This window comes from Agrobacterium genomosp. 2 str. CFBP 5494 (genome assembly GCF_900013495.1).
In the GTDB taxonomy this organism is placed as follows: Bacteria; Pseudomonadota; Alphaproteobacteria; order Rhizobiales; family Rhizobiaceae; genus Agrobacterium; species Agrobacterium pusense.
Genome location: NZ_LT009719.1, coordinates 1,256,707 through 1,277,071, shown reverse-complemented (window position 1 = coordinate 1,277,071; position 20,365 = coordinate 1,256,707). Strand labels below are relative to the sequence as shown.

The following is a 20,365-nucleotide window of genomic DNA, read 5'->3' as shown; positions in this document are numbered from 1 at the left end:
CGCATTGGCAATGAAGGCTCAGTGCATCTTGACCGGCGTGCTGAAGCGGCTCGATTCGATGGCGACCGCGCCCGGCTTGAAGCTTGCCGACGTCGCGGAAGCCGACATATCGTGGCTCAGCATGCGGTTGGCGACAACCCGCGGCGCCTTGACCGAACGCCCGGTCGTGCCCTTGTTCTGATTGAGCGCCCAATCCGAAATCAGGTCCTGTGTCAGACGCCCGCCGCCGACCATGGCCTGGTGGGAAACCGCAGCATCCTGCTTGCTCGGGCGTGCGCCCTTGGTCGGCAGGCCGGCAGTGAGACCGCTATTGATGGCAGGTTTCAGATCAAAAGCGTCACCGAAGCCGGGCTGTGGTTCTGCCTTGGCCGTTTCAGCAGGTGCGACCGTGACCTTGTGATTGACGGCAGCCGGGAAAGGAGCGGCTGTCGGCGTGACGGCTGACTGAACCTGCGACCGGGCAGCCTGACCGCTCTGTTCCAGAGCTGCGACCACCGTTGGTGAAAGGGTGTCCTGCTGCGTCTCGGCGAGGTCGTCTTCACCCTCCGGATCGGCATTCGCGGCCGCCAGCAGGGCTTCCGCAACAGCCGGACGGTTGGCGGGGACCGGAACAGAGGCCAGTTCGCCCGTTGCTGCGGGCGTTGCGCCTTCAGCGGAAGCGGTGAGAACAGAACCCTCGGCATCCCCCTTCATGCCACGCGGCCCGAGAAGCGTCGGCACCGGAACTGAAACCTCGGCGAGATCGGCAAATTGCTGACGCTCGGCAGGCGCGGATGTGGGCGTCGGTGTGGTCGCTGCCTGCAGCGCATCCTGGGCTGCGTTACGCGCCGGCGAATAAAGCGCGGTCGCAAGGCCGGTATTGGCAGGCGGCTGGTTGCCGAATGCGGGACGGGCCGTGGGCAACGGGGCATCGGTCACACCCGGAAGTGCCTGGGCCGAAGCAACGGCGATTGTCGGTTCGGGCTCAGGAGCCGCCTGCTGCGGAGCTGCCGGGCGAGCAACCGCCGGACGTTCGGCGGGCTCGGGCGCTGCGATGCTATCGGGATCTTCATCCTCGTCACCGCCGCCAAACAGGGCCTGCAACAGGGTCTTGCGCTTGCCGCCGCCCGAAGAGGCCGGACCGGCACCGGCACTGGAAGCAACTTGAATGGAAGAGGAACTGACGCGCTTCTTGTAATCGGCAAGCGCCTGCTCATAACCGGGAAGCGGCTTGCCATCGGAAGGAAGATGCAGCGTATTGCCATTCGGGAAGATGCGGACAAGTTCCTGGCGGCTCATGCGCGGCCAGGCACGAACGCCGCCGACATCCATATGCACGAAAGGAGATCCCGATGTCGGATAGAAACCGACGCCGCCGATCTGCATCTGCATGCCGATCTCGCGAAGCCGGGAAAGTTTCACGCCGGGGATATAAAAGTCCATGGCCTTGCCCAGCATGTGCTGGCTCTTCTCTGCGACACCCTTGGTGCGCGTGCGCAGAAGACCATTGGTTTCAGGCGAGCGGAAAGCCGACACGACGTTGATATAATCGGTGGCACCGCTGCGGCGATAGACTTCCCAGACGAGATCGAAAAGGCGCGGGTCCATGCGTGTCGGCTGGTTGCGACGCCAGTCGCGCAGGAACCGGTTCAGCTCCTGCAGACCCTTCTGGTCATATTTTCCATTGCGCTTGAAGGTGATGACCGCCTTCTCGCGTGTGTGGATATAATACAGCTTGAGACTGCGCGTTTCGGCGGCGGCTTCCGTCGCCGAAACACCAACGAAAGGCATTGCGGCGAGCATCAGGCAGGCAAAGGTGACAGCGCGTGCCGACAGCTTCGTGCATATATCCTTGATCAAGCCGCGCGCCATCTTGCCTGAAAGCGCGTTATTCCGATGCAGATATGGCAATTCGATCCCCGCCTGGAAGACAATTTCTGTCACATTGCCTCAAATGAACGTCAAATACGGTGACACGATGGCAAAATTGCCACACACATACAACCTTCCTCTATATAGTGAATCAGCCACTAACAAGAGGTTTATAGACGGTAAGCGGATATCCTTGCTCAGAAGTTAACGAATTTTACGATCTGCCCTCGAATAAGTGCCTTGCGCGATCATGCGACGTCTCGAAGCGGATCATCGGGATCGATGCCGTAATCCTTCAGCTTGCGATAAAGTGTCGAGCGGCCGATGCCGAGCTTTCTGGCGACCTGACTCATCTGCCCGCGATAGAAACGCAGGGCGAAACGAATAAGCTCTTCTTCGATCTCCGCCAGCTTGCGGATGTTGCCCGTCTCATCCGTGCTGGAGATCAGGCTTCCTCCCCGGTAGATGGTGGTGGAAACATCGGCCGGTTCATCCGTGACGACATGGTTTTCGACGGCTGGTGTTGGCGGCGAATAGGCTGCGAGCTTCAGTGACGATCCGGATGGCGAGCGGATGACATCCTCTGCGTCATCGCCTGTCGAGAATTCCGGCAGTTGCAGCGCGATCTGCGGAAAATCGGCATCCGACAGTTCCCCGCCCTGCGACAGCACGACGGCGCGGAAGACGGCATTTTCAAGCTGGCGAATATTGCCGGGCCAGTCATAAGCGGTCAGCAGCGCCAGCGCGCTGGCATCCAGGCCGACGGGATTGGGCAGCTTCTGCTCCGCGGAAAAACGTTCGGCAAACACCCGTGCGAGGTGGGGGATATCTTCCTTCCGGCGACGCAAGGCGGGAATGGTAATCGGAAAGACGTTGAGGCGATAATAAAGATCCTCGCGGAAGCGGCCTTCCTTGACCTCCTCGATGAGATTCTTGTTGGTGGCCGAGATCAGCCGCACATTTACTTTCTGCACCCGAGCGGAACCGACGGTTTCTATTTCGCCTTGCTGGACGGCGCGCAGCAGCTTGACCTGCACATCCAGCGGCAGATCGCCGATCTCGTCCAGGAACAGCGTGCCACCATCCGCTTCCATGAATTTGCCGACGTGCTTTTCCGTCGCGCCGGTGAAGGCGCCCTTCTCGTGACCGAAAAGAATGCTTTCCACGAGATTATGGGGAATAGCGCCGCAATTGACTGTAATAAAGGGCTTGTTCGCCCGGTCGCCGGCGGACTGGATGGCCCGGGCGACCATTTCCTTGCCCACGCCCGACTCACCCTCAAGCACCACGGGAATGCTGGACTGGGCGGCGCGCTGCGCCAGTTCGATCACCCTCAGCATTGCGGGGCTTGCGGAAACGATATCGGTAAAATTCACTGCATTGCTCCGTCCGCGCCTGCCCGTGCGGGCCTTTGCCTCTCTTCTGTCGAGCTTGAGCGCATTGGAGATGGCGGCGCCGATCCTTTCCGGTGAGACCGGCTTGACGACGAAATCGAAGGCGCCGGCGCGCATTGCCTGCACCACCGTATCGATGCCGCCCTGCCCCGTCTGGACGATGACCGGAACGTCGACGCCCAGTTCACCAACGGCTTTCAGAAAACCGAGACCATCCATCTCCGGCATCATGAGATCGAGGACGACGACATTTATTTCACCGCTATATTGCTTGAGGAGCTCCAGGCCGGCCTTGCCGTTCTCGGCAAGCAGGGCCAGGTGCCCATAACGTTCCACCGCATTTTTGAGCAGGCGGCGCTGGACGGGATCGTCGTCTATCACAAGAACATGCGCGGTCATTTTTGGCTCCGGTTTCCGGTTTATGGACCTGCGTCATGCGGTCCCTTGTGCCGCACTCTGGCACGGGAGACTTGAACATCCAGTTTTGAGAATTGCTTGCATTTTATCCATTGCCGCGGGAAACAAAGGCCCCATATGCTGCGCAAAGCATAATCAGAAGGACATATCCGATGACCCTCAACCAACCCGTTCCGCAGCCTGTCTTCGCCCTCGCCGAAACAGCCGCCCCAGTGCTCGGCGACCTGCCCGGCTGGAAGCTTTCGGACCTTTATCCGTCGGGAGATTCGGCCGAATACAGGGGTGACCTGGAGAAAGCGGCGTCGATGGCGGCTGCTTTCGAGCAGAAATGGAAGGGCAAGCTTGAGGCCGCCGCAAAGGCGACGGGCGAAAAGGGCATCGGCGCGGCGCTGAAGGAATATGAAGCGCTGGACGATCTTATCGGCCGCATCGGCTCTTTTGCCGGTCTCACCTATTTTTCCGACACATCCAATCCGGCAAACGGCAAACTCTACGGCGACGCCCAGGCGAAACTGACGGATATTTCCTCCCACCTCCTGTTCTTCACGCTCGAACTCAACCGCATCGACGACGCCGCGATGGACGCCTGCATGGCGAATGATGCAGCTGCAGGGCATTACCGCCCCTGGCTCGTGGATTTGCGCAAGGACAAGCCGCACCAGCTCGATGATCAGCTCGAACAGCTTTTCCTTGAAAAATCGATGACCAGCGCGGCGGCGTTCAACCGCCTCTTCGACGAGACGATGGCAGATCTGCGTTTCGACATAGACGGTGCAAGCCTGCCGCTGGAAGTGACGCTCAACATGCTTCAGGAGCCGGAACCGGAAACCCGAAAGAAGGCGGCGGAAGCGTTGAGCGCCACCTTCAAGGCCAATCTGCGAGTCTTCTCGCTCATCACCAACACGCTCGCCAAGGACAAGGATATTTCCGACCGCTGGCGCAAATTCGAGGATATTGCCGATAGCCGCCATCTGGCGAACCGCGTCGAGCGCGAGGTTGTCGATGCGCTTGCGGCGGCAGTCAAAAAAGCCTATCCGCGCCTTTCACATCGCTATTACGCCATGAAGGCGAAGTGGCTGGGCATGGAGCAGATGAATTATTGGGACCGCAACGCGCCCCTTCCCGATACGTCGAACACGATCATTTCGTGGGATGAGGCAAAGGATACCGTACTTTCCGCCTATGGCGACTTCGCGCCGGAAATGGCCGATATTGCCCGCCGCTTCTTCGATGAAGAATGGATCGACGCCCCTGCCCGCCCCGGCAAGGCGCCGGGTGCCTTCGCACATCCCACCGTGCCCTCGGCCCATCCCTATGTGCTGGTCAACTATCTCGGCAAACCACGCGACGTGATGACGCTTGCCCATGAGCTTGGCCATGGCGTGCATCAGGTTCTGGCCGGCGAACAGGGGGCCCTGATGTGCGCGACGCCTCTCACTCTGGCTGAAACGGCCTCGGTGTTCGGGGAAATGCTGACCTTCCGCAAACTGCTCGATGACACGAAGGATGTTCGGGAACGCAAGGCCATGCTCGCCCGCAAGGTCGAGGACATGATCAATACGGTCGTGCGCCAGATTGCTTTTTATGAATTCGAGCGCAAGCTTCACACTGCGCGCAAGCAGGGTGAACTGACCTCCGAGCAGATCGGCGACTTGTGGCTTTCCGTTCAGGCCGAGAGCCTGGGTCCGGCGATCCGGATTTCCGAAGGCTATGAAACCTGGTGGACCTACATCCCCCATTTCATCCACTCGCCCTTCTATGTGTACGCCTATGCCTTTGGCGATTGCCTGGTAAACTCGCTTTATGCGGTTTACCAGAAGGCCGAGTCGGGCTTTCAGGAGAAGTATTTCGAGCTTCTGAGGGCGGGCGGCACCAAGCACCATTCGGAACTCCTGAAGCCCTTCGGCCTTGATGCGACCGATCCCTCCTTCTGGGACAAGGGGCTTTCGATGATCGAGGGGCTGATCGACGAGTTGGAAGCGCTGGATAACAGGCAGGCTTAATCTCATCCACCGGCAGGGCTATCCTGTTCCGGATAAGCTTTGCCGGTTGATGGTGCCGGCACAGGATGCCGGTCATCAATTTCGGACGACGAGCACAGGCCATGAAACGCAAACCCGCCGATCTGACCTTGAGGGAAACGCTGCGCTGGGAGCAACAGACCGGCTTTCAGCGCATTGACCAGCATATCCGCCGGCTGCTGCGCTCTGCCGACGCGCTCGGTTTCCGTGCCCCGGCCAATGCGGTTCAGGCGCTGGAAAAGGCGGTGGGCGGCGACAAGCCGCTCTGCGTCAGGCTGGTGATGAACTACAAGGGGGAACTGGACATCGAAACCACCGCGTTCGAGCCCCTGCGACAGGATACGGTCTGGCGGGTTCGTATCGCCCGGAACGTCAAACTCGATTCCACTGATACCTTCTATCGCCATAAGTCCTCGCGCCGCGAACCCTATGACGCCGCCCGTGCTGAATTTTCAGCCGGAGAGGCCGACGAGGTACTGCTGCTCAACGAACGCGGCGAATTGTGCGAGGGATCATCGACCAGCATTTTCGTGGAAATGCCAGATGGGCAATTGCTAACGCCGCCGCTCGACAGCGGCATTCTGCCGGGCGTGCTGCGCGCCGATCTGATCCGCGAACGCAAGGCGCGTGGACAGGCACTGAGGCCGGAAGACATTGCCGGCCGCAGGCTCTTCGTCGGCAATTCGCTGCATGGGCTGGTTGCGGCGGAACTCATCTAAACCGTTACCGCCAGAAGCCGGTCGCGGCCCTTCTCCTTGGCCGCATAAAGGGCCTGATCGGCACGCGTGAAAATATCGTCCGCGCTTTCCGCCGTCCGATAGGCCGTCATGCCGGCCGAGCAGCTGTAGGAAAAATCCGGAAAATCCGCGAGAGGTCGCGAAAGCCGAACTCGCTGCAGCAGCCGCTCTACAATGTCCCGCCCCTCGGCAAGAGACGTTCTCGGCAGGACGAGCATGAATTCTTCACCACCGATCCTGCCGAAACAATCGACCCTGCGGATGACGGAATGGGCGACGCCGACAAAATCGCGCAGCACCGCGTCACCGCACTTATGACCGAAACGATCATTGATCTGCTTGAAAAAATCGATATCGAGCGTGCAAAGGCAAAAAGAGGCCTCCAGCCCCTTTGAGACCTGCTCGACCTGCAACGCCAGCTTGGCGAAGACGAAGCGACGGTTCGCCGTTCCCGTGAGTTCGTCCGTCTGGGAGGCGCGTACGGCCAGATCCCTGTCCTGCCTCAGCGTTCTGTAACCCTGGCGCAATTCGGTGACATCGCTTGCAACGCACAGCATCCAGCCATCCTGCTGCACCGTTTCCGTCATCCAGAACCAGCGGCCGTCATACATGTCCATCTCAAAGGCGCGGTAAGGCAGCTTGCCGCGACGGGACTGCGCCGACAGCAGCCATCCCTCGAAATCATTGTTGCGAATGACGACACCGGTCCGCAGCCGGTGGTTCAGCCACATGATATCCGCCCAGGTCGGAAAATCATCTTCGGCAAGCCTGAAGCTCTCCCGAAACGACGGATTGGCATGCCGCAACCGATCGTCGGAATCATAGAGGGCGATCAAAACGGGGGTGGCACTCTGAAGCGCTGTTACACGCGCGAAAAGATCACTCAACAGCCAACTCCTGTGATGGAGAAATCCCTCCTCCATCATCCGGTCAAGCCCCCCGAGCCTTGGTCGATGGCGAAAAGAAGAGTTCAATTATAGACGCGCCCTCCAAAATGCGAAGAGGCAGAATGAAGGGAAGAGAAGCTGAACCGACCTTGCGGGCAGCACCGTCATATGTCCGTCATCTGCCTGCCCTTTATTGTGGCACGCTTTTGTGATCTAGCTTACTTATTGGCTGAAAAAGGAAAATTGACGAATGACGGACGCAAACCACCCGATTTATGGCGATATCGATGGCCCAATCATCATGATCGGCTTCGGCTCCATCGGGCGCGGCACTCTTCCGTTGATCGAACGTCATTTCAATTTCGACCGGACCCGCCTCGTCGTCATCGATCCGCGCGCAGACATCGCCCCGTTTCTGGCCGAGAAGGGCATCCGTCATATCCAGACACACCTGACAAAGGAGAACTATAAGGAGGTTCTCAAGCCGCTTCTTAAAGGCGTGCGGGGTCAAGGTTTCTGCGTCAACCTTTCCGTGGATGCCGCATCCGTCGATCTCATGCGGATTTGCCGTAAACACGGCATGCTCTACATCGACACCGTCGTGGAGCCATGGCCCGGCTTTTATTTCGATGCCGATGCCGACAATGCCGCGAGAACGAATTATTCGCTGCGCGAGACCATGCTCAAGGAAAAGGCGCGCAGACCCGGCGGCACGACGGCCGTTTCGACCTGCGGCGCCAATCCGGGCATGGTCTCGTGGTTCGTGAAACAGGCACTCGTCAATCTCGCAAAGGATATCGGCGTCGACATCGAGGAGCCGCAGTCCCATGACCGGGAAGGCTGGGCGAAACTGATGGAGCGGCTTGGCGTCAAGGGTGTTCACGTGGCTGAACGCGACACCCAGCGGGCGAAAGAACCCAAGCCCTTCGGCGCTTTCTGGAACACGTGGTCCGTCGAAGGTTTTATCGCGGAAGGTTTTCAGCCGGCAGAGCTCGGCTGGGGAACGCATGAGAACTGGATGCCGAAAAACGCAAAAAAACAGAAGAAGGGCAGCAAGGCAGCGATCTATCTCGATCAGCCGGGCGCCAACACAAGAGTACGCACATGGTGCCCGGGCCTTGGGCCGCAATATGGATTTCTCGTCACGCACAATGAGGCGATTTCGATTTCGGATTATTTCACCGTCCGCAACGAAGGTGGCGACGTGACATACCGACCCACCTGTCATTATGCCTACCATCCCTGCAACGACGCGATTCTCTCCCTGCATGAACTCTTCGGCAATGGCGGCATTCCTCAGCCGGTTCAGCATGTGCTGGGCGAAGACGAGCTTGTCGATGGCGCCGACGAGCTGGGCGTCCTGCTCTATGGTCACGAAAAAAACGCCTATTGGTATGGCTCCCGGCTCAGCCTGCAAGAGGCGCGGTCGCTTGCCCCGAACCAGAACGCGACCGGACTGCAGGTCAGTTCGGCGGTGCTGGCCGGCATGGTCTGGGCGCTCGAAAATCCTCAGGTCGGCATCGTCGAAGCCGACGAGATGGACTATCGCCGCTGCCTTGAAGTGCAGCGCCCCTATCTCGGCCCGGTCGAGGGTCATTATACCGACTGGACACCGCTTGATGGTCGTCCCGGCCTGTTCCCCGAAAATCTCGACAAGTCCGATCCCTGGCAGTTCCGCAACATCCTCGTGCGCTGATGGAAGAGTCTCATATTTGCCACGCCGGGACTTTCCTGAATGACCTCAGGAACCGGGGAGAGCGAACAACGTTGCCTTGAAATAAAGAACGCTTCACGGCATGGTCGAAGCAAGAAGCTTTTATCGAATCGCAGGAGAACAGGCTCATGAACTTCAAGACAAGCGCGGCTTTGCTTTCAGCCGCCATCGCGGTGTCTTCATGCGTCGCGCCGGGTCCATCGCAGCAAACCTCGATGGCGCCGTCCCTGTCCCGCGGGCCGGCTGTCGACGGCCGCTGGATCGACCGCAACGGCATCGTATCGACCTTCCAGAACGGCGCCTTCTCCACCCGGTCGACCGACACCAACACGCTGCTGGCCTCCGGCACCTATGTCACCATTTCGCCGACGCTTTACGAAATCAATATGACGTCGCTGGTGCGCAACACGCAGTCGCGCGTCAACTGCGCCCTCGTCTCCCCGTCACAATTGAACTGCACGACGGACACAAACAGCCAGTTCTCGCTCACGCGTCAGGGCTGATAATATCACCTATTCAATAAGATAAACCCCTCAGACGCACGCCTTTGGCGTGCGTTTTTCTTTATTGCCTACCTGTCATAATTTCGCTTGCGGCGACTGCCGCTAAATGGAAACATCCGGTTTTCGAAAGACTGACATGTTTTCGGACTAAAGAATGAGCGCGGTCGGAGAATGATCAACCGGCCAGGGCTTCCGCTTTGAACAGGAGAGAGGGACCATGAAGAAAATTTTGGGACTGGGCATGCTGAGCGTTTCGGCGATAACGCTTTCCGCCGGCGCGGCTCTGGCCGATTACGAGCTCAACATTCTTCACATCAACGATTTTCACTCCCGTATCGAATCGATCAACAAATTCGACTCGACCTGCTCTGCGGAAGAGGAAGGCAAGAATGAATGCTTCGGCGGTGCCGCGCGCCTGCTGACAGCGATCAACCAGACAAGGGATGCCCTGAAGGCCGGGGGAAAAAACGTCCTGCTGCTCAATGCCGGCGATAATTTCCAGGGCTCACTGTTCTACACCACCTACAAGGGCACGGTGGAAGCGGAAATGCTGAATGCCATGAAGTTCGACGCGATGACCGTCGGCAACCATGAATTCGACGATAGCGAGGACGGGCTCGCCGGCTTCCTCGACAAGGTTCAATTCCCCGTCGTAACCGCCAACGTGGTGGCCACCGCCGCCTCTAAAATCGGCGACCGGGTAAAGCCGTCCATCGTGCTCGAGGTCGGCGGACAGAAAATCGGTATCGTCGGCGCCGTTGCCAACGATACGGCCGAACTGGCAACACCTGGTCCCAACATCACCATTGCCGAAGATGTCGCGAAAATTAGCGAACAGGTACAGAAGCTGAAGCAGGACGGCGTCGATAAGATCATCGCGCTCACCCATGTCGGCTACCCGCGCGATCTGGAATTCATCGCCAAAATTCCCGATGTCGATGTTGTGGTTGGCGGCCATTCGCATACGCTGCTGTCGAACACCGACCAGAAAGCCGAAGGCCCTTATCCGACGCTCGTTGACAATCCCGGCGGCTACAAGGTTCCTGTCGTGCAGGCCGGCCAGTACAGCAAATATCTTGGCGACCTCAAAGTCGTCTTCGACGACAACGGCGTGGTGAAGGAAAGCAAGGGAGACCCGATCCTCGTCGATTCCTCCTTCAAGCCCGATGAAGCCACGCTGAAGCGTATCGATGAACTGAAGGCGCCGATCGAAGCCCTGAAAGCCAAGGTGGTCGGCACTTCTGAGGGCCCGATCGAGGGCGACCGCAAGATTTGCCGCGTGAAGGAATGCTCGATGGGCAATCTGGTGGCCGACGCAACGCTGGCCCGTGTCAAGGATCAGGGCGTCACCATCGCTTTTGCAAATAGCGGCGGCCTGCGTTCCTCCATCGATGGCGGCGATGTCTCCATGGGTGAAGTGTTGACGGTTCTGCCGTTCCAGAACACCGTCGCAACCTTCCAGCTCAAGGGCGAGGATATTCGTGCCGCCCTCGAAAACGGCGTCAGCCAGATTGATGACGGTGCGGGCCGCTTCATGCAGGTTTCCGGCATGAAATATTCCTTCGACCGCTCGAAGCCGGCCGGCAGCCGCGTCGTTTCCGTCGAAGTCAAGGAAGGCGATGCCTTCGTGCCTCTCGATCCCGCCAAGACCTATATCGTGGCGGCCAATAACTACGTGCGGACCGGGGGTGACGGCTTCAAGGTTTTTGTGACCAAAGCCATCAACGCTTATGATTTCGGCCCCAATCTCGAGGAGGCCGTTGCGGCCTATATTACCGCCAACAGCCCCTATAGGCCCTATACGGATGGCCGCATCGCCGAAGTGACGCCCGCAGGTTACGTCGCCCCGGCGAAGCCCGCAGCACCCGCGCCGGCAGCGACGACAGCCGCTCCGGCCGCCACGCCGGCACCCGCGCCTGCAGCCCCTGCCACCCCCGCACCGCCCACAACGACGCCTGCTGCAGCTGCTGCAGCCGCCAGCAAATATGTGGTGGAAAAAGGCGATTCGCTCTGGAAAATTGCTGCGGAGAAATATGGCGACGGCGCGCTCTGGCAGAGAATTGCCAAGGCAAACACGCTGAAGCATCCGAACCACATCGAAATCGGCGAGGAGCTGGAACTGCCGGCTCAATAAGCGGGGCTGCAGCAGACAGGGCAATATGCCGCAGACACGAAGCCGGCCCTCGGATTTCTGGGCCGGCTTCTTTTTTATAATGAAAAACAGTTACTTACGAGAATAATTTTGCCGCCTGAAGGCATGTGCCTGCCGGAATGGCGGAAATAGCCGGTGGCGGTGGTTTAATCCTGAAGAATTTCGTCTAGAACACGATGAACAAAGTAACGCCACGGGCGTATAGCTCGGGCACGTCCGGCCAAACTTCATTGCTGTTTGCGTTGGGGTCAATAAACAGACGATGGAACGTTTCCAGCCTTTATCCGGGGCGGAGCGTCCCTCGCACAACCAGTTCGAGTTTCAGGGTATCATTCATGGTGACAGAACTATCCGCACTCCCCGCGAACCATCCCCGTGTCGCATTTGGCAAGGTGGGCGTGCTGCTCGTCAATCTCGGCACGCCCGATGGTACGGATTATTGGCCGATGCGCCGTTATCTGGCGGAGTTCCTGAGCGACAAGCGCGTGATCGAATGGTCGCGCCTCTACTGGTACCCGATCCTTTACGGCATTGTCCTCAACAAGCGCCCGCAGAAGGTTGGCAAGGCCTACGAGGAAATCTGGAACCACGAGCGCAATGAAAGCTACCTGCGAACATATACGCGCAGCCAGGGCGAGTTGATGGCGCAGGCATTGAAGGATTTGCCCAACGTGGTTGTGGACTGGGCAATGCGTTACGGGCAGCCTTCCATCGCCTCGAAGATCGACGCGCTTAAAGAACAGGGCTGCAAAAAAATCCTGCTTTTTCCGCTTTATCCGCAATATGCCGCGTCCACCACGGCGACCGTGAACGACAAGGCGTTTGAACATCTGATGAAACTGCGCTGGCAGCCGGCGATCCGCACCGTGCCGCCCTATCATGACGATCCCGCCTATATCGAGGCGCTCGCCGCCTCCGTCAAAAACCATCTGGCGACGCTGGACTGGGAGCCGGAGATGCTGATCACCTCCTTCCACGGCATTCCGCAATCCTATTTCAAAAAGGGCGACCCCTATTATTGCCATTGCCAGAAAACCGCCCGTCTGCTGCGGGAGGCTCTGGGCTTGACGGAAAAGAACTTCATGATCACGTTCCAGTCCCGTTTCGGACCGGAAGAGTGGCTTCAGCCCTATACCGACAAGACCGTGGAAAAACTCGCCTCGGAAGGCATCAAACGTATAGCCGTGATGAATCCCGGCTTCGTATCGGATTGTCTTGAGACCCTGGAGGAAATTGCCGGTGAAGCCGGAGAAATCTTCCTGCATAATGGCGGCGAGAAATTCACCCACATCCCATGCCTGAATGACAGTGCCGAGGGCATGACCGTTCTCGAAAAGGTTGTGCGGCGGGAGTTGCAAGGCTGGGTGTAATCTTGCCATAACGATACGGGGGTAAACCCTGATCATGATGTGCTGGAGGGTAAAGTGATGATCGCATTGGGCGGTTTCGACATCGTCGTCTTGGCAGCCGTGGTTCTGGTCATTCTGGTGCTGTTTGCCGGCATCAAGACCGTGCCGCAGGGATACCGCTATACGGTGGAACGTTTCGGGCGCTATACGCGCACGCTCGAGCCTGGCCTGAACCTCATCGTACCCTTCTTCGAGCGCATCGGCGCCCGCATGAACGTGATGGAGCAGGTGCTCGACATCGCCACACAGGAAGTCATCACCCGCGACAATGCCAGCGTTTCCGCCGATGCGGTGGCGTTTTATCAGGTTCTGAATGCGGCGCAGGCTGCCTATCAGATCGCCAATCTGGAAAACGCCATCCAGAACCTTACCATGACCAATATCCGCTCGGTCATGGGTTCGATGGACCTCGATGAATTGCTGTCGAACCGAGACGCCATCAACGACCGCCTTCTGCGCGTGGTGGATGAGGCCGTGGGACCTTGGGGCATCAAGGTCACCCGCATTGAAATCAAGGATATCGCGCCGCCGAAGGATCTCGTCGATTCCATGGCGCGGCAGATGAAGGCGGAGCGCGAAAAACGCGCGCAGGTGCTGGAGGCGGAAGGCGCCCGCAATGCCCAGATTTTGCGCGCGGAAGGCGCAAAACAATCCGCTATTCTGGAAGCGGAAGGCCAGCGCGAAGCAGCGTTCCGCGACGCCGAAGCGCGCGAACGTCTCGCCGAGGCCGAAGCCAACGCCACCCGGATGGTGTCGGAAGCCATTGCTGCTGGCAATGTCCATGCCATCAACTATTTCGTTGCTCAAAAATACACTGAAGCACTTGCCGAGATCGGCACAGCCAAGAATGCCAAGATCGTGCTGATGCCGATGGAGGCCTCGGCGCTGATCGGCTCTCTCGGCGGTATCGGCACGATTGCGAAAGAGGTCTTCGGCAACGACGGAGACGCGCCCACTGCTCCCGCCGCCCCCGCATCCTCCCGCTCCGTGCCGCCGACACGGGCTTCGGGCCAGACGATTAACGTCACGGCTCCCGGCAATCCCTTCGGTTCTTCCTCGGAGAAGTGACGATGCTGCAAGGGCTTGCCACGGAACTTGGACCATGGAGCTGGTGGATCGTCGCTTTCGTGCTGCTCGCTGCCGAACTCATCGCCCCCGGCGTCTTTCTGATCTGGATCGGCCTTGCCGCACTGGTCATCGGTGCGCTCTCCCTGCTCCTTTGGCAAACAGCGTTTTGGGCGTGGCAATTGCAGTTAGTGATGTTTGCCGCGCTCTCCGTCGTTTTCGCTCTGCTCGGCCGGAAATACTTCGGCAGAAACCGGGCGACAAGCGACGAGCCCTTCCTCAACCAGCGAGAGGCAAGCCTTGTCGGCCGCACATCGACGCTTCAGGAACCGATTGTCGAAGGGCGGGGCCGTATCAGGCTGGACGATACCTGGTGGCCGGTCAACGGTGAAGACCTGCCGGCGGGAACCCGGGTGAAGATCGCTTCCGCCCGGGGACGAACGCTGACAGTCGAGCCGTTAGAGCGATAGGTTTCAGGATCAGCCTTCTCAGGATCGGCTGGCCTCAGGCCACGCCGATTCTCAGCAGATCGTGGAAATGCACCAGTCCTATCGGCCGGTTATCGTCATCGACCACGATCAATGCGCCGATGTGGAATTTTTCGAGCGTTGCCAGCGCACCCGTTGCCAGGACCGATTTTTTGACCGTCTTGGGCGTCCGGGTCATGATATCGTCCACAGTCAATTCGGCAAGATTGCGCGACAGGTTGCGCGCCATGTCCCCCTCGGTGACGATGCCGCACAGACGCCCGTCCTCATCGAGAACGCCGACGCAGCCGAAATGCTTGCGGGAGAGAACACCCACGGCTTCCGGCATGGCCGTTCCCCTTTTGACCAGCGGCACACGATCGCCGGTATGCATTATGTCGCTGACCAGCGTGAGACTGGCGCCCAGCTTGCCGCCGGGGTGAAATACCTTGAAATCGCCGGCCGTAAAATTGCGCGCTTCCAGCAGCGCAACAGCAAGGGCATCACCAAGTGCAAGCTGCATCAATGTGGAGGTTGTGGGCGCAAGGCCAAGCGGGCAGGCTTCCTGCTCATTGGGAACCAGCAATACGATATCGGAAGCCTTCGCCAGAGATGATGTCTCGGAACAGGTGAGCGCGATCAGCGGAATGGAAAAGCGGCGCGAATAATTGATAATGCTGCGCAATTCGGCACTTTCCCCACCCTTGGAGATGGCGAGAACCACGTCGTCGCCGCCGATCATGCCCAGATCGCCGTGATTGGCCTCCGCCGCATGGACAAAAAATGCCGGCGTTCCAGTGGACGCAAAGGTGGCCGCCAGCTTCGCACCTATATGCCCGCTTTTGCCCACACCGGTTATGATGAGACGGCCGTTCGACTGGCCGATTGTTTCGATCGCCTTGCAGAAGGGGACCGAGAGACCGTCTCGCAGAGCCGTCTCGAGGGCGGCAAGGCCCGCCCGCTCCATCGAAATCGTCCGTACGGCGGATTCGATGGCATTGTCTTCGACCAAGTTGACGGCGCGCGTAATCATGGCCGACTGTTACTCTTTCAGCCGGAATAAGTCCACTCCCTGCCGGAAACCGCCTGCTTCAGTGGCGCAGATCCGGCGGAGAAATTTCCTCCATGGTTCCCAGCCGCTTAAAGGGAATGTTTTCTTCATCGACGAGATATCGGCCAGCGGTCCTCACCCAGGAAACCGAACCGTCGGTGCGGCGCACGGCATATTCCTGATTGTAGAAGCTCGCATCCTTCAGGGTGTTCAAGGCGGTCTCTATAACCCGATTCCGATGATCCAGATCCACTTTTTCGAGTATCTGGAAAATACTGATGCCCTGCATTGCCTGTCTTAGTGGAATTCCGAGTAGTTCAGCGCACACTTCATCCAAATAGAAGCGGTCATTGGTAATATCCCAACAATAGAAACCGACCTGTTTGATATTCAAAACGGCTTTCATGAAACTACACCGTCACACAAAATAAAATTCAATACGATTTGCCGGGCAATGGAAGGTCAACTTTCGTTAATCATAGGGCGATTCCGTGCCAAATTGAAACGTTTTAATCTTTTCATATTAGGAATTTGCATTTGCGAACAGCCCCGCTGCCGCCAGCTCTGACCGGTGCGCGCAGGTAACGGGAGTGGACGGTACTCCAGGACGCCTCCCCGTGACACCAGGAAATTCCGGCGATCTTTATCAACTGTTAACCATAAAAAACCTATTGTTAAAGCGATGTTAAAACTTGCGTCGACTGTTTGGTCCCTGGTTTGTCCATGTCGTTTCGTCGGCCTTTCTGACTGGGGCCTGCGGCAATGTATTGGCGGACTGTCGGTCCGGCATTCGGCCCATTCGCCGGGTGAAAAGGAATGACTGTGAAGGGCACCGCCACACGTCTGCCGACGTCGCGGAAAGCAGCAACCCTGCTGCTCGCCTGCACGCTTTTTTACCACCACGAAGATGCTTCTGCACAGACGGCGACTGCCGCCCCGGCAATGCCGGGCGCCGCTACCACGACCGATGGCATTGGCTCCGCCGCTCCCGCACCGACCCCCGGGACAATGGCGGGTACGGCCCAGGCCACAACGGCACCTGTACCCACGCCCCAACTCTGGCGTCCCTCAAATAATCCTGGTGACGCGATTTCCGAGCAGCAGGACGAAGCGGGGCAGCCCTATGCCGACGCAGACAACCCCTATGAGCCGACCGTGGACGGGGGCGAAAACCCACGCGTTGTTACCGAACCCGGACAGACTCCGGGAATTCGGCTGGGCACCCTTCTGCTCAGGCCTTCGATCAGTCAGACCATCAACACGGAAAAACAGAGAAATACGGGTGGTCCCTCGCGACGAAACTATCTGACGACAGGCATACGCGGAACGCTCACCAGCGACTGGTCCCGCCATGCTTTGACCGTCACCGGAGACGGCGCGTGGGAGAAAAACTTCGGTGATAAGGACGGAGAAGAACCAAGGGCGCGGATAGAGGCCGATCTGCGTCTTGACCTCGGATCAGAAACAACCGCCAACCTCAAGGCCGGTTACGAATTCAGCCGTGAAGACACGACCGATCCCAATGCCTTGACCGGCGCCGCCGTGCAGGGTGGCGAACACCGTTTCAGCGCCGGAGCATCGATAGAGCGGGATTTCGGCAAGCTGCGAGGTCTGGCCGCGCTTGACCTGTCCCGTACGGTGTATACCGACGCGAAGGGTCTCGATGGCCGGCCGATCAGCCTCAGTGACCGTGACCAGAATGGTGCGAATCTGCGCGGACGCCTCGGCTATGAGCTGTCACCAGCGCTGATCCCCTTCCTCGAACTGAACGCCGGCACAACGAAATATGACAGCCGCCTCGACAATTCCGGTTATGCCCGTTCATCCAATGCCTATGGGGCGAAGATTGGGGCAGAGGTCGATCTCGGCGAAAAGACCCGTGGCGAAGCCGCCATCGGTTATCTGCGCAAACAATATGACGATGATCGCCTTGCGTCGATCGGCGCGTTGACGCTGGACGGCGAACTTAACTGGTCACCCCAGCGCGGCACGAATGTCAATCTTGGCCTGCGCACGACAATAGAGGATTTCGCCGGCGGCCCGCAGGGCGGATGGGTTTCCTATCGCCTGGATGCCGGGCTGACCCACGAATTGCGCAGCAATCTGGTAGCGCGATTGACCGGCCAAATCGTGCATCGCACATTCCCCTCCTCCGATACGGAGGACGCCGTGGAATATACGGCGGGAGCCGGCCTGACCTGGGGTCTCAACCGTTATCTCGATCTGACTGCCGATGTCAGCTACCAGTGGACACCGGTTTATGACAGCAGCGAACTTCGCGTCGGTGCAGGGCTTGTCCTGAAGCGATAAGCGCCAAATAAAAATCCCGGCGCGAAGGCCGGGATTTTGTCATCTATTCTCTGGTCTCTCACTTCAGCCCGTCGATCAGGGCCTTGATCGGCTCTTCGATTGCCGGACGGATATCGCCGCGCTCGAGAGCGAAAGCGACATTGGCCAGAATGAAGCCATCCTTGGCGCCGCAATCGAAGGTCTGACCGCGGAAATGATAGCCTGCAAACTCTTGCGACTTGGCAAGCGTCAGCATGCCGTCCGTCAACTGGATTTCATTACCGGCGCCACGCTCCTGATTTTCGAGAATATCGAAAATCTCGGGCTGAAGAATATAGCGACCGTTAATGTAGAAATTCGAAGGCGCTGTACCCTTTGCAGGCTTTTCAACCATTTCGGTGATCTTGAAACCCTCACCCACGGTCTCGCCAACGCCGACGATACCATATTTATGCGTCTGGTCGGGAGCGCATTCCTGCACGGCGATGACGTTGCCCTGGGTCTGGTCGTAAAGTTCGACCATGCCCTTCAGGCAGCTTTTCTGTGAATGCATGATCATGTCAGGCAAAAGCACGGCGAAGGGCTCGTCGCCGACGATATCACGGGCGCACCAGACCGCATGGCCCAGGCCGAGCGGCACCTGCTGGCGCGTGAAGCTTGCGGTGCCTGCCTTGGGCAGAAGGCCAGCCAGCAGTGTCAGCTCGGCATTCTTGTTGCGCTCGCGCAGCATTTGTTCAAGTTCAAATTGAATATCAAAATAATCTTCGATCACCGCCTTGCCGCGGCCGGTGACAAATACAAAATGCTCGATACCCGCTTCTGCCGCTTCATCGACGACGTACTGAATAACCGGCTTATCTACGACGGTGAGCATTTCCTTTGGAACTGCTTTGGTTGCGGGCAGAAAGCGCGTGCCGAGACCTGCGACGGGAAATACGGCCTTCCGAATTTTCTTATGTTCTACCACATATTCCTCCTGAGAGATAACACTTGATCACAATCCCCGCACGCTGTTGTTATTTCAAAAACAACAACGTTTTGTAAAGGGTGACGCTACCATCTATTAATGGTAAAGAATTTGTTGACGTTCTTTTGTTATCCATGATGACGCCCGATGCGTTTTCGCAATCGAAATGACATTCGAGAGAACGAAAGACAGACGATGACAAAGATGATCCTTTCAGATGTCCGCAAATTCGGCTGCATGGTGGCTGCTGGCCTCGTAATCTCACTGGCGCCGGTTTCGGCCCGCGCCGATGCGGGATTCCGTCAGTGGATCAACCAGTTCTATGCAACAGCCGCGAAAGAAGGCATTAGCAAGGCGACCTATCAGAAAGCCTTTGCCGGCGTTAGCGAGCCGGATCCCGACGCGTTGCGCAAGGCCACTTTCCAACCGGAATTCACAACGCAAATCTGGGATTATCTCGACTCCCGCGTCAATCCGTACACGGTGCGGATTGGCCGCGAAATGAAGATGAAGCACGCGACGACCCTCAACTGGATCGAGCGCAACTTCAACGTCGACAAGCACATCATTCTCGCCATCTGGTCGATGGAATCGAATTACGGCGCGGTTCTCGAAAAGCCGGAGCGTCTGCACAACATCCCGCAGGCACTGGCAACGCTCGCCTATTCCGATCCCAAGCGCGCCAAATTCGCGCGTACGCAATTGATTGCCGCGCTCAGGATCCTTCAGGCGGGTGACGTCACCCCCAAACAGCTGACGGGCTCCTGGGCCGGCGCGATGGGCCATACACAGTTCATCCCGACAAGCTACCTGCTCTACGCGGTAGATGCGGATGGCAATGGCAAACGGGACATCTGGCATTCCGTCCCGGACGCTCTCGCAACTGCCGCCAATCTTCTCGCGAAAAACGGCTGGGAGCCCGGCCGGACATGGGGTTACGAAACCGCCGTTCCGCGTGGCGGCGCGCGGTATGAAGGCCAGACGAAGACCATCGCTGAATGGGCAAAGCTTGGCTTCACCCGCCCCAACGGCAAGAATTTCACCCGTGGCTCCGACCGCGCGATGCTGAAACTACAGGGCGGGGCAAACGGCCCGGGCTTCCTGATGATGAAGAACTTCTTCACCATCAAGAAATACAACGCCTCCGACAGCTATGCGCTCGCCGTCGGACTGCTCGCGGATGAAATCGCCGGTTACGGCGGCATGCAGCAGAAGTGGCCGCGTCCGGACGGTACGCTGGATATTCGCGAAAAATTCGAACTCCAGACCCGCATGAAGGAACTCGGCTATTATGACGGTGAAGTCGACGGCAACTTCGGCTCCGGTTCCAAGGCCGCCATCAGTGCCATCCAGTCACGCATGGGGATGGACGCGGACGGCCAGCCGTCGCAGCGGTTGCTGAGAGCCCTTCGCAACTGATAATGTGCCGGCGAGTTCGGCG

Annotated in this window: 16 protein-coding genes; 10 read left to right on the top strand and 6 right to left on the bottom strand. The window is 58.5% G+C overall.

Annotated elements, in window-relative coordinates; all coding sequences use genetic code 11:
- Positions 1-18: 18 nt before the first annotated feature.
- Positions 19-1,923, bottom strand: a complete 1,905-nt coding sequence (locus AGR2A_RS20665) for a DUF882 domain-containing protein (RefSeq protein ID WP_072493307.1) — start codon at positions 1,921-1,923, stop codon at positions 19-21.
- Positions 1,924-2,099: 176 nt separating this feature from the next.
- Complete coding sequence (locus AGR2A_RS20660; protein WP_006697184.1) at positions 2,100-3,644, bottom strand: sigma-54-dependent transcriptional regulator; 1,545 nt, start codon at positions 3,642-3,644, stop codon at positions 2,100-2,102.
- A 170-nt stretch (positions 3,645-3,814) separates the two neighbouring features.
- Between AGR2A_RS20660 and AGR2A_RS20655 the strand changes: the two genes are divergently transcribed.
- Both AGR2A_RS20655 and AGR2A_RS20650 read left to right on the top strand, forming a co-directional pair.
- Positions 3,815-5,665 carry a M3 family oligoendopeptidase gene (locus tag AGR2A_RS20655; protein ID WP_072493308.1) on the top strand — a complete coding sequence of 617 codons (1,851 nt, stop codon included), beginning with the start codon at positions 3,815-3,817 and terminating at the stop codon, positions 5,663-5,665.
- A gap of 101 nt (positions 5,666-5,766) precedes the next feature.
- Entirely contained in the window at positions 5,767-6,402 is a 636-nt protein-coding gene (locus tag AGR2A_RS20650; RefSeq protein ID WP_072493443.1) for an aminotransferase class IV family protein, read from the top strand.
- On the opposite strand, the gene AGR2A_RS20645 is transcribed toward AGR2A_RS20650, so the two are convergent.
- A complete protein-coding gene (locus AGR2A_RS20645; protein ID WP_072493309.1) occupies positions 6,399-7,307 on the bottom strand; it encodes a sensor domain-containing diguanylate cyclase in 909 nt (302 codons plus the stop codon). The two genes, AGR2A_RS20650 and AGR2A_RS20645, sit on opposite strands and share 4 nt — an antisense overlap.
- A 250-nt stretch (positions 7,308-7,557) precedes the next feature.
- Between AGR2A_RS20645 and AGR2A_RS20640 the strand changes: the two genes are divergently transcribed.
- The 6 genes from AGR2A_RS20640 (at position 7,558) to AGR2A_RS20615 (ending at position 14,620) form a co-directional block, all read left to right on the top strand.
- Positions 7,558-9,003 (top strand): homospermidine synthase, encoded by a 1,446-nt coding sequence (locus AGR2A_RS20640; RefSeq protein ID WP_072493310.1) that lies wholly within the window; start codon positions 7,558-7,560, stop codon positions 9,001-9,003.
- A gap of 146 nt (positions 9,004-9,149) precedes the next feature.
- On the top strand, positions 9,150-9,524 hold the full coding sequence (gene omp10 / locus AGR2A_RS20635) for an outer membrane lipoprotein Omp10 (RefSeq protein WP_003506132.1): 375 nt from the start codon (positions 9,150-9,152) through the stop codon (positions 9,522-9,524).
- Positions 9,525-9,741: 217 nt separating this feature from the next.
- The gene (locus tag AGR2A_RS20630; protein ID WP_072493311.1) at positions 9,742-11,658 is read left to right on the top strand and encodes a 5'-nucleotidase C-terminal domain-containing protein; all 1,917 of its coding nucleotides are present in this window, start codon (positions 9,742-9,744) and stop codon (positions 11,656-11,658) included.
- 353 nt (positions 11,659-12,011) lie between these two features.
- A complete protein-coding gene (hemH, locus tag AGR2A_RS20625; protein ID WP_072493312.1) occupies positions 12,012-13,046 on the top strand; it encodes a ferrochelatase in 1,035 nt (344 codons plus the stop codon).
- 57 nt (positions 13,047-13,103) lie between these two features.
- Positions 13,104-14,153: an SPFH domain-containing protein gene (locus AGR2A_RS20620; protein WP_022563068.1), complete on the top strand. Its 1,050-nt coding sequence runs from the start codon at positions 13,104-13,106 to the stop codon at positions 14,151-14,153.
- Positions 14,154-14,155: 2 nt separating this feature from the next.
- On the top strand, positions 14,156-14,620 hold the full coding sequence (locus tag AGR2A_RS20615; RefSeq protein WP_006697192.1) for an NfeD family protein: 465 nt from the start codon (positions 14,156-14,158) through the stop codon (positions 14,618-14,620).
- A 34-nt stretch (positions 14,621-14,654) separates the two neighbouring features.
- On the opposite strand, the gene AGR2A_RS20610 is transcribed toward AGR2A_RS20615, so the two are convergent.
- Both AGR2A_RS20610 and AGR2A_RS20605 read right to left on the bottom strand, forming a co-directional pair.
- Positions 14,655-15,650, bottom strand: coding sequence for a KpsF/GutQ family sugar-phosphate isomerase (locus tag AGR2A_RS20610; RefSeq protein ID WP_006697193.1), 996 nt, complete (start codon positions 15,648-15,650; stop codon positions 14,655-14,657).
- A gap of 58 nt (positions 15,651-15,708) precedes the next feature.
- Positions 15,709-16,074, bottom strand: coding sequence for a PAS domain-containing protein (locus AGR2A_RS20605; protein WP_035208590.1), 366 nt, complete (start codon positions 16,072-16,074; stop codon positions 15,709-15,711).
- Positions 16,075-16,484: 410 nt separating this feature from the next.
- On the opposite strand from AGR2A_RS20605, the gene uppP reads away from it, so the two are divergent.
- A complete protein-coding gene (uppP, locus tag AGR2A_RS20600; RefSeq protein WP_072528473.1) occupies positions 16,485-17,978 on the top strand; it encodes a polysaccharide biosynthesis protein UppP in 1,494 nt (497 codons plus the stop codon).
- A gap of 58 nt (positions 17,979-18,036) precedes the next feature.
- On the opposite strand, the gene galU is transcribed toward uppP, so the two are convergent.
- The gene (galU, locus tag AGR2A_RS20595; RefSeq protein WP_004445838.1) at positions 18,037-18,924 is read right to left on the bottom strand and encodes a UTP--glucose-1-phosphate uridylyltransferase GalU; all 888 of its coding nucleotides are present in this window, start codon (positions 18,922-18,924) and stop codon (positions 18,037-18,039) included.
- Positions 18,925-19,119: 195 nt separating this feature from the next.
- Between galU and AGR2A_RS20590 the strand changes: the two genes are divergently transcribed.
- The gene (locus AGR2A_RS20590; protein WP_004445839.1) at positions 19,120-20,343 is read left to right on the top strand and encodes a lytic murein transglycosylase; all 1,224 of its coding nucleotides are present in this window, start codon (positions 19,120-19,122) and stop codon (positions 20,341-20,343) included.
- Positions 20,344-20,365: the final 22 nt, after the last annotated feature.

Excerpts from the sequence above, each read along its gene's own strand:
- AGR2A_RS20630 (WP_072493311.1), top strand. The coding sequence starts at position 9,742 with ATGAAGAAAATTTTGGGACTGGGCATGCTGAGCGTTTCGGCGATAACG.
- AGR2A_RS20655 (WP_072493308.1), top strand. The coding sequence starts at position 3,815 with ATGACCCTCAACCAACCCGTTCCGCAGCCTGTCTTCGCCCTCGCCGAA.
- AGR2A_RS20650 (WP_072493443.1), top strand. The coding sequence starts at position 5,767 with ATGAAACGCAAACCCGCCGATCTGACCTTGAGGGAAACGCTGCGCTGG.
- AGR2A_RS20660 (WP_006697184.1), bottom strand. The coding sequence starts at position 3,644 with ATGACCGCGCATGTTCTTGTGATAGACGACGATCCCGTCCAGCGCCGC.
- AGR2A_RS20610 (WP_006697193.1), bottom strand. The coding sequence starts at position 15,650 with ATGATTACGCGCGCCGTCAACTTGGTCGAAGACAATGCCATCGAATCC.
- omp10 (WP_003506132.1), top strand. The coding sequence starts at position 9,150 with ATGAACTTCAAGACAAGCGCGGCTTTGCTTTCAGCCGCCATCGCGGTG.
- AGR2A_RS20620 (WP_022563068.1), top strand. The coding sequence starts at position 13,104 with ATGATCGCATTGGGCGGTTTCGACATCGTCGTCTTGGCAGCCGTGGTT.
- uppP (WP_072528473.1), top strand. The coding sequence starts at position 16,485 with ATGACTGTGAAGGGCACCGCCACACGTCTGCCGACGTCGCGGAAAGCA.
- AGR2A_RS20640 (WP_072493310.1), top strand. The coding sequence starts at position 7,558 with ATGACGGACGCAAACCACCCGATTTATGGCGATATCGATGGCCCAATC.
- AGR2A_RS20605 (WP_035208590.1), bottom strand. The coding sequence starts at position 16,074 with ATGAAAGCCGTTTTGAATATCAAACAGGTCGGTTTCTATTGTTGGGAT.
- AGR2A_RS20590 (WP_004445839.1), top strand. The coding sequence starts at position 19,120 with ATGACAAAGATGATCCTTTCAGATGTCCGCAAATTCGGCTGCATGGTG.
- hemH (WP_072493312.1), top strand. The coding sequence starts at position 12,012 with ATGGTGACAGAACTATCCGCACTCCCCGCGAACCATCCCCGTGTCGCA.
- AGR2A_RS20615 (WP_006697192.1), top strand. The coding sequence starts at position 14,156 with ATGCTGCAAGGGCTTGCCACGGAACTTGGACCATGGAGCTGGTGGATC.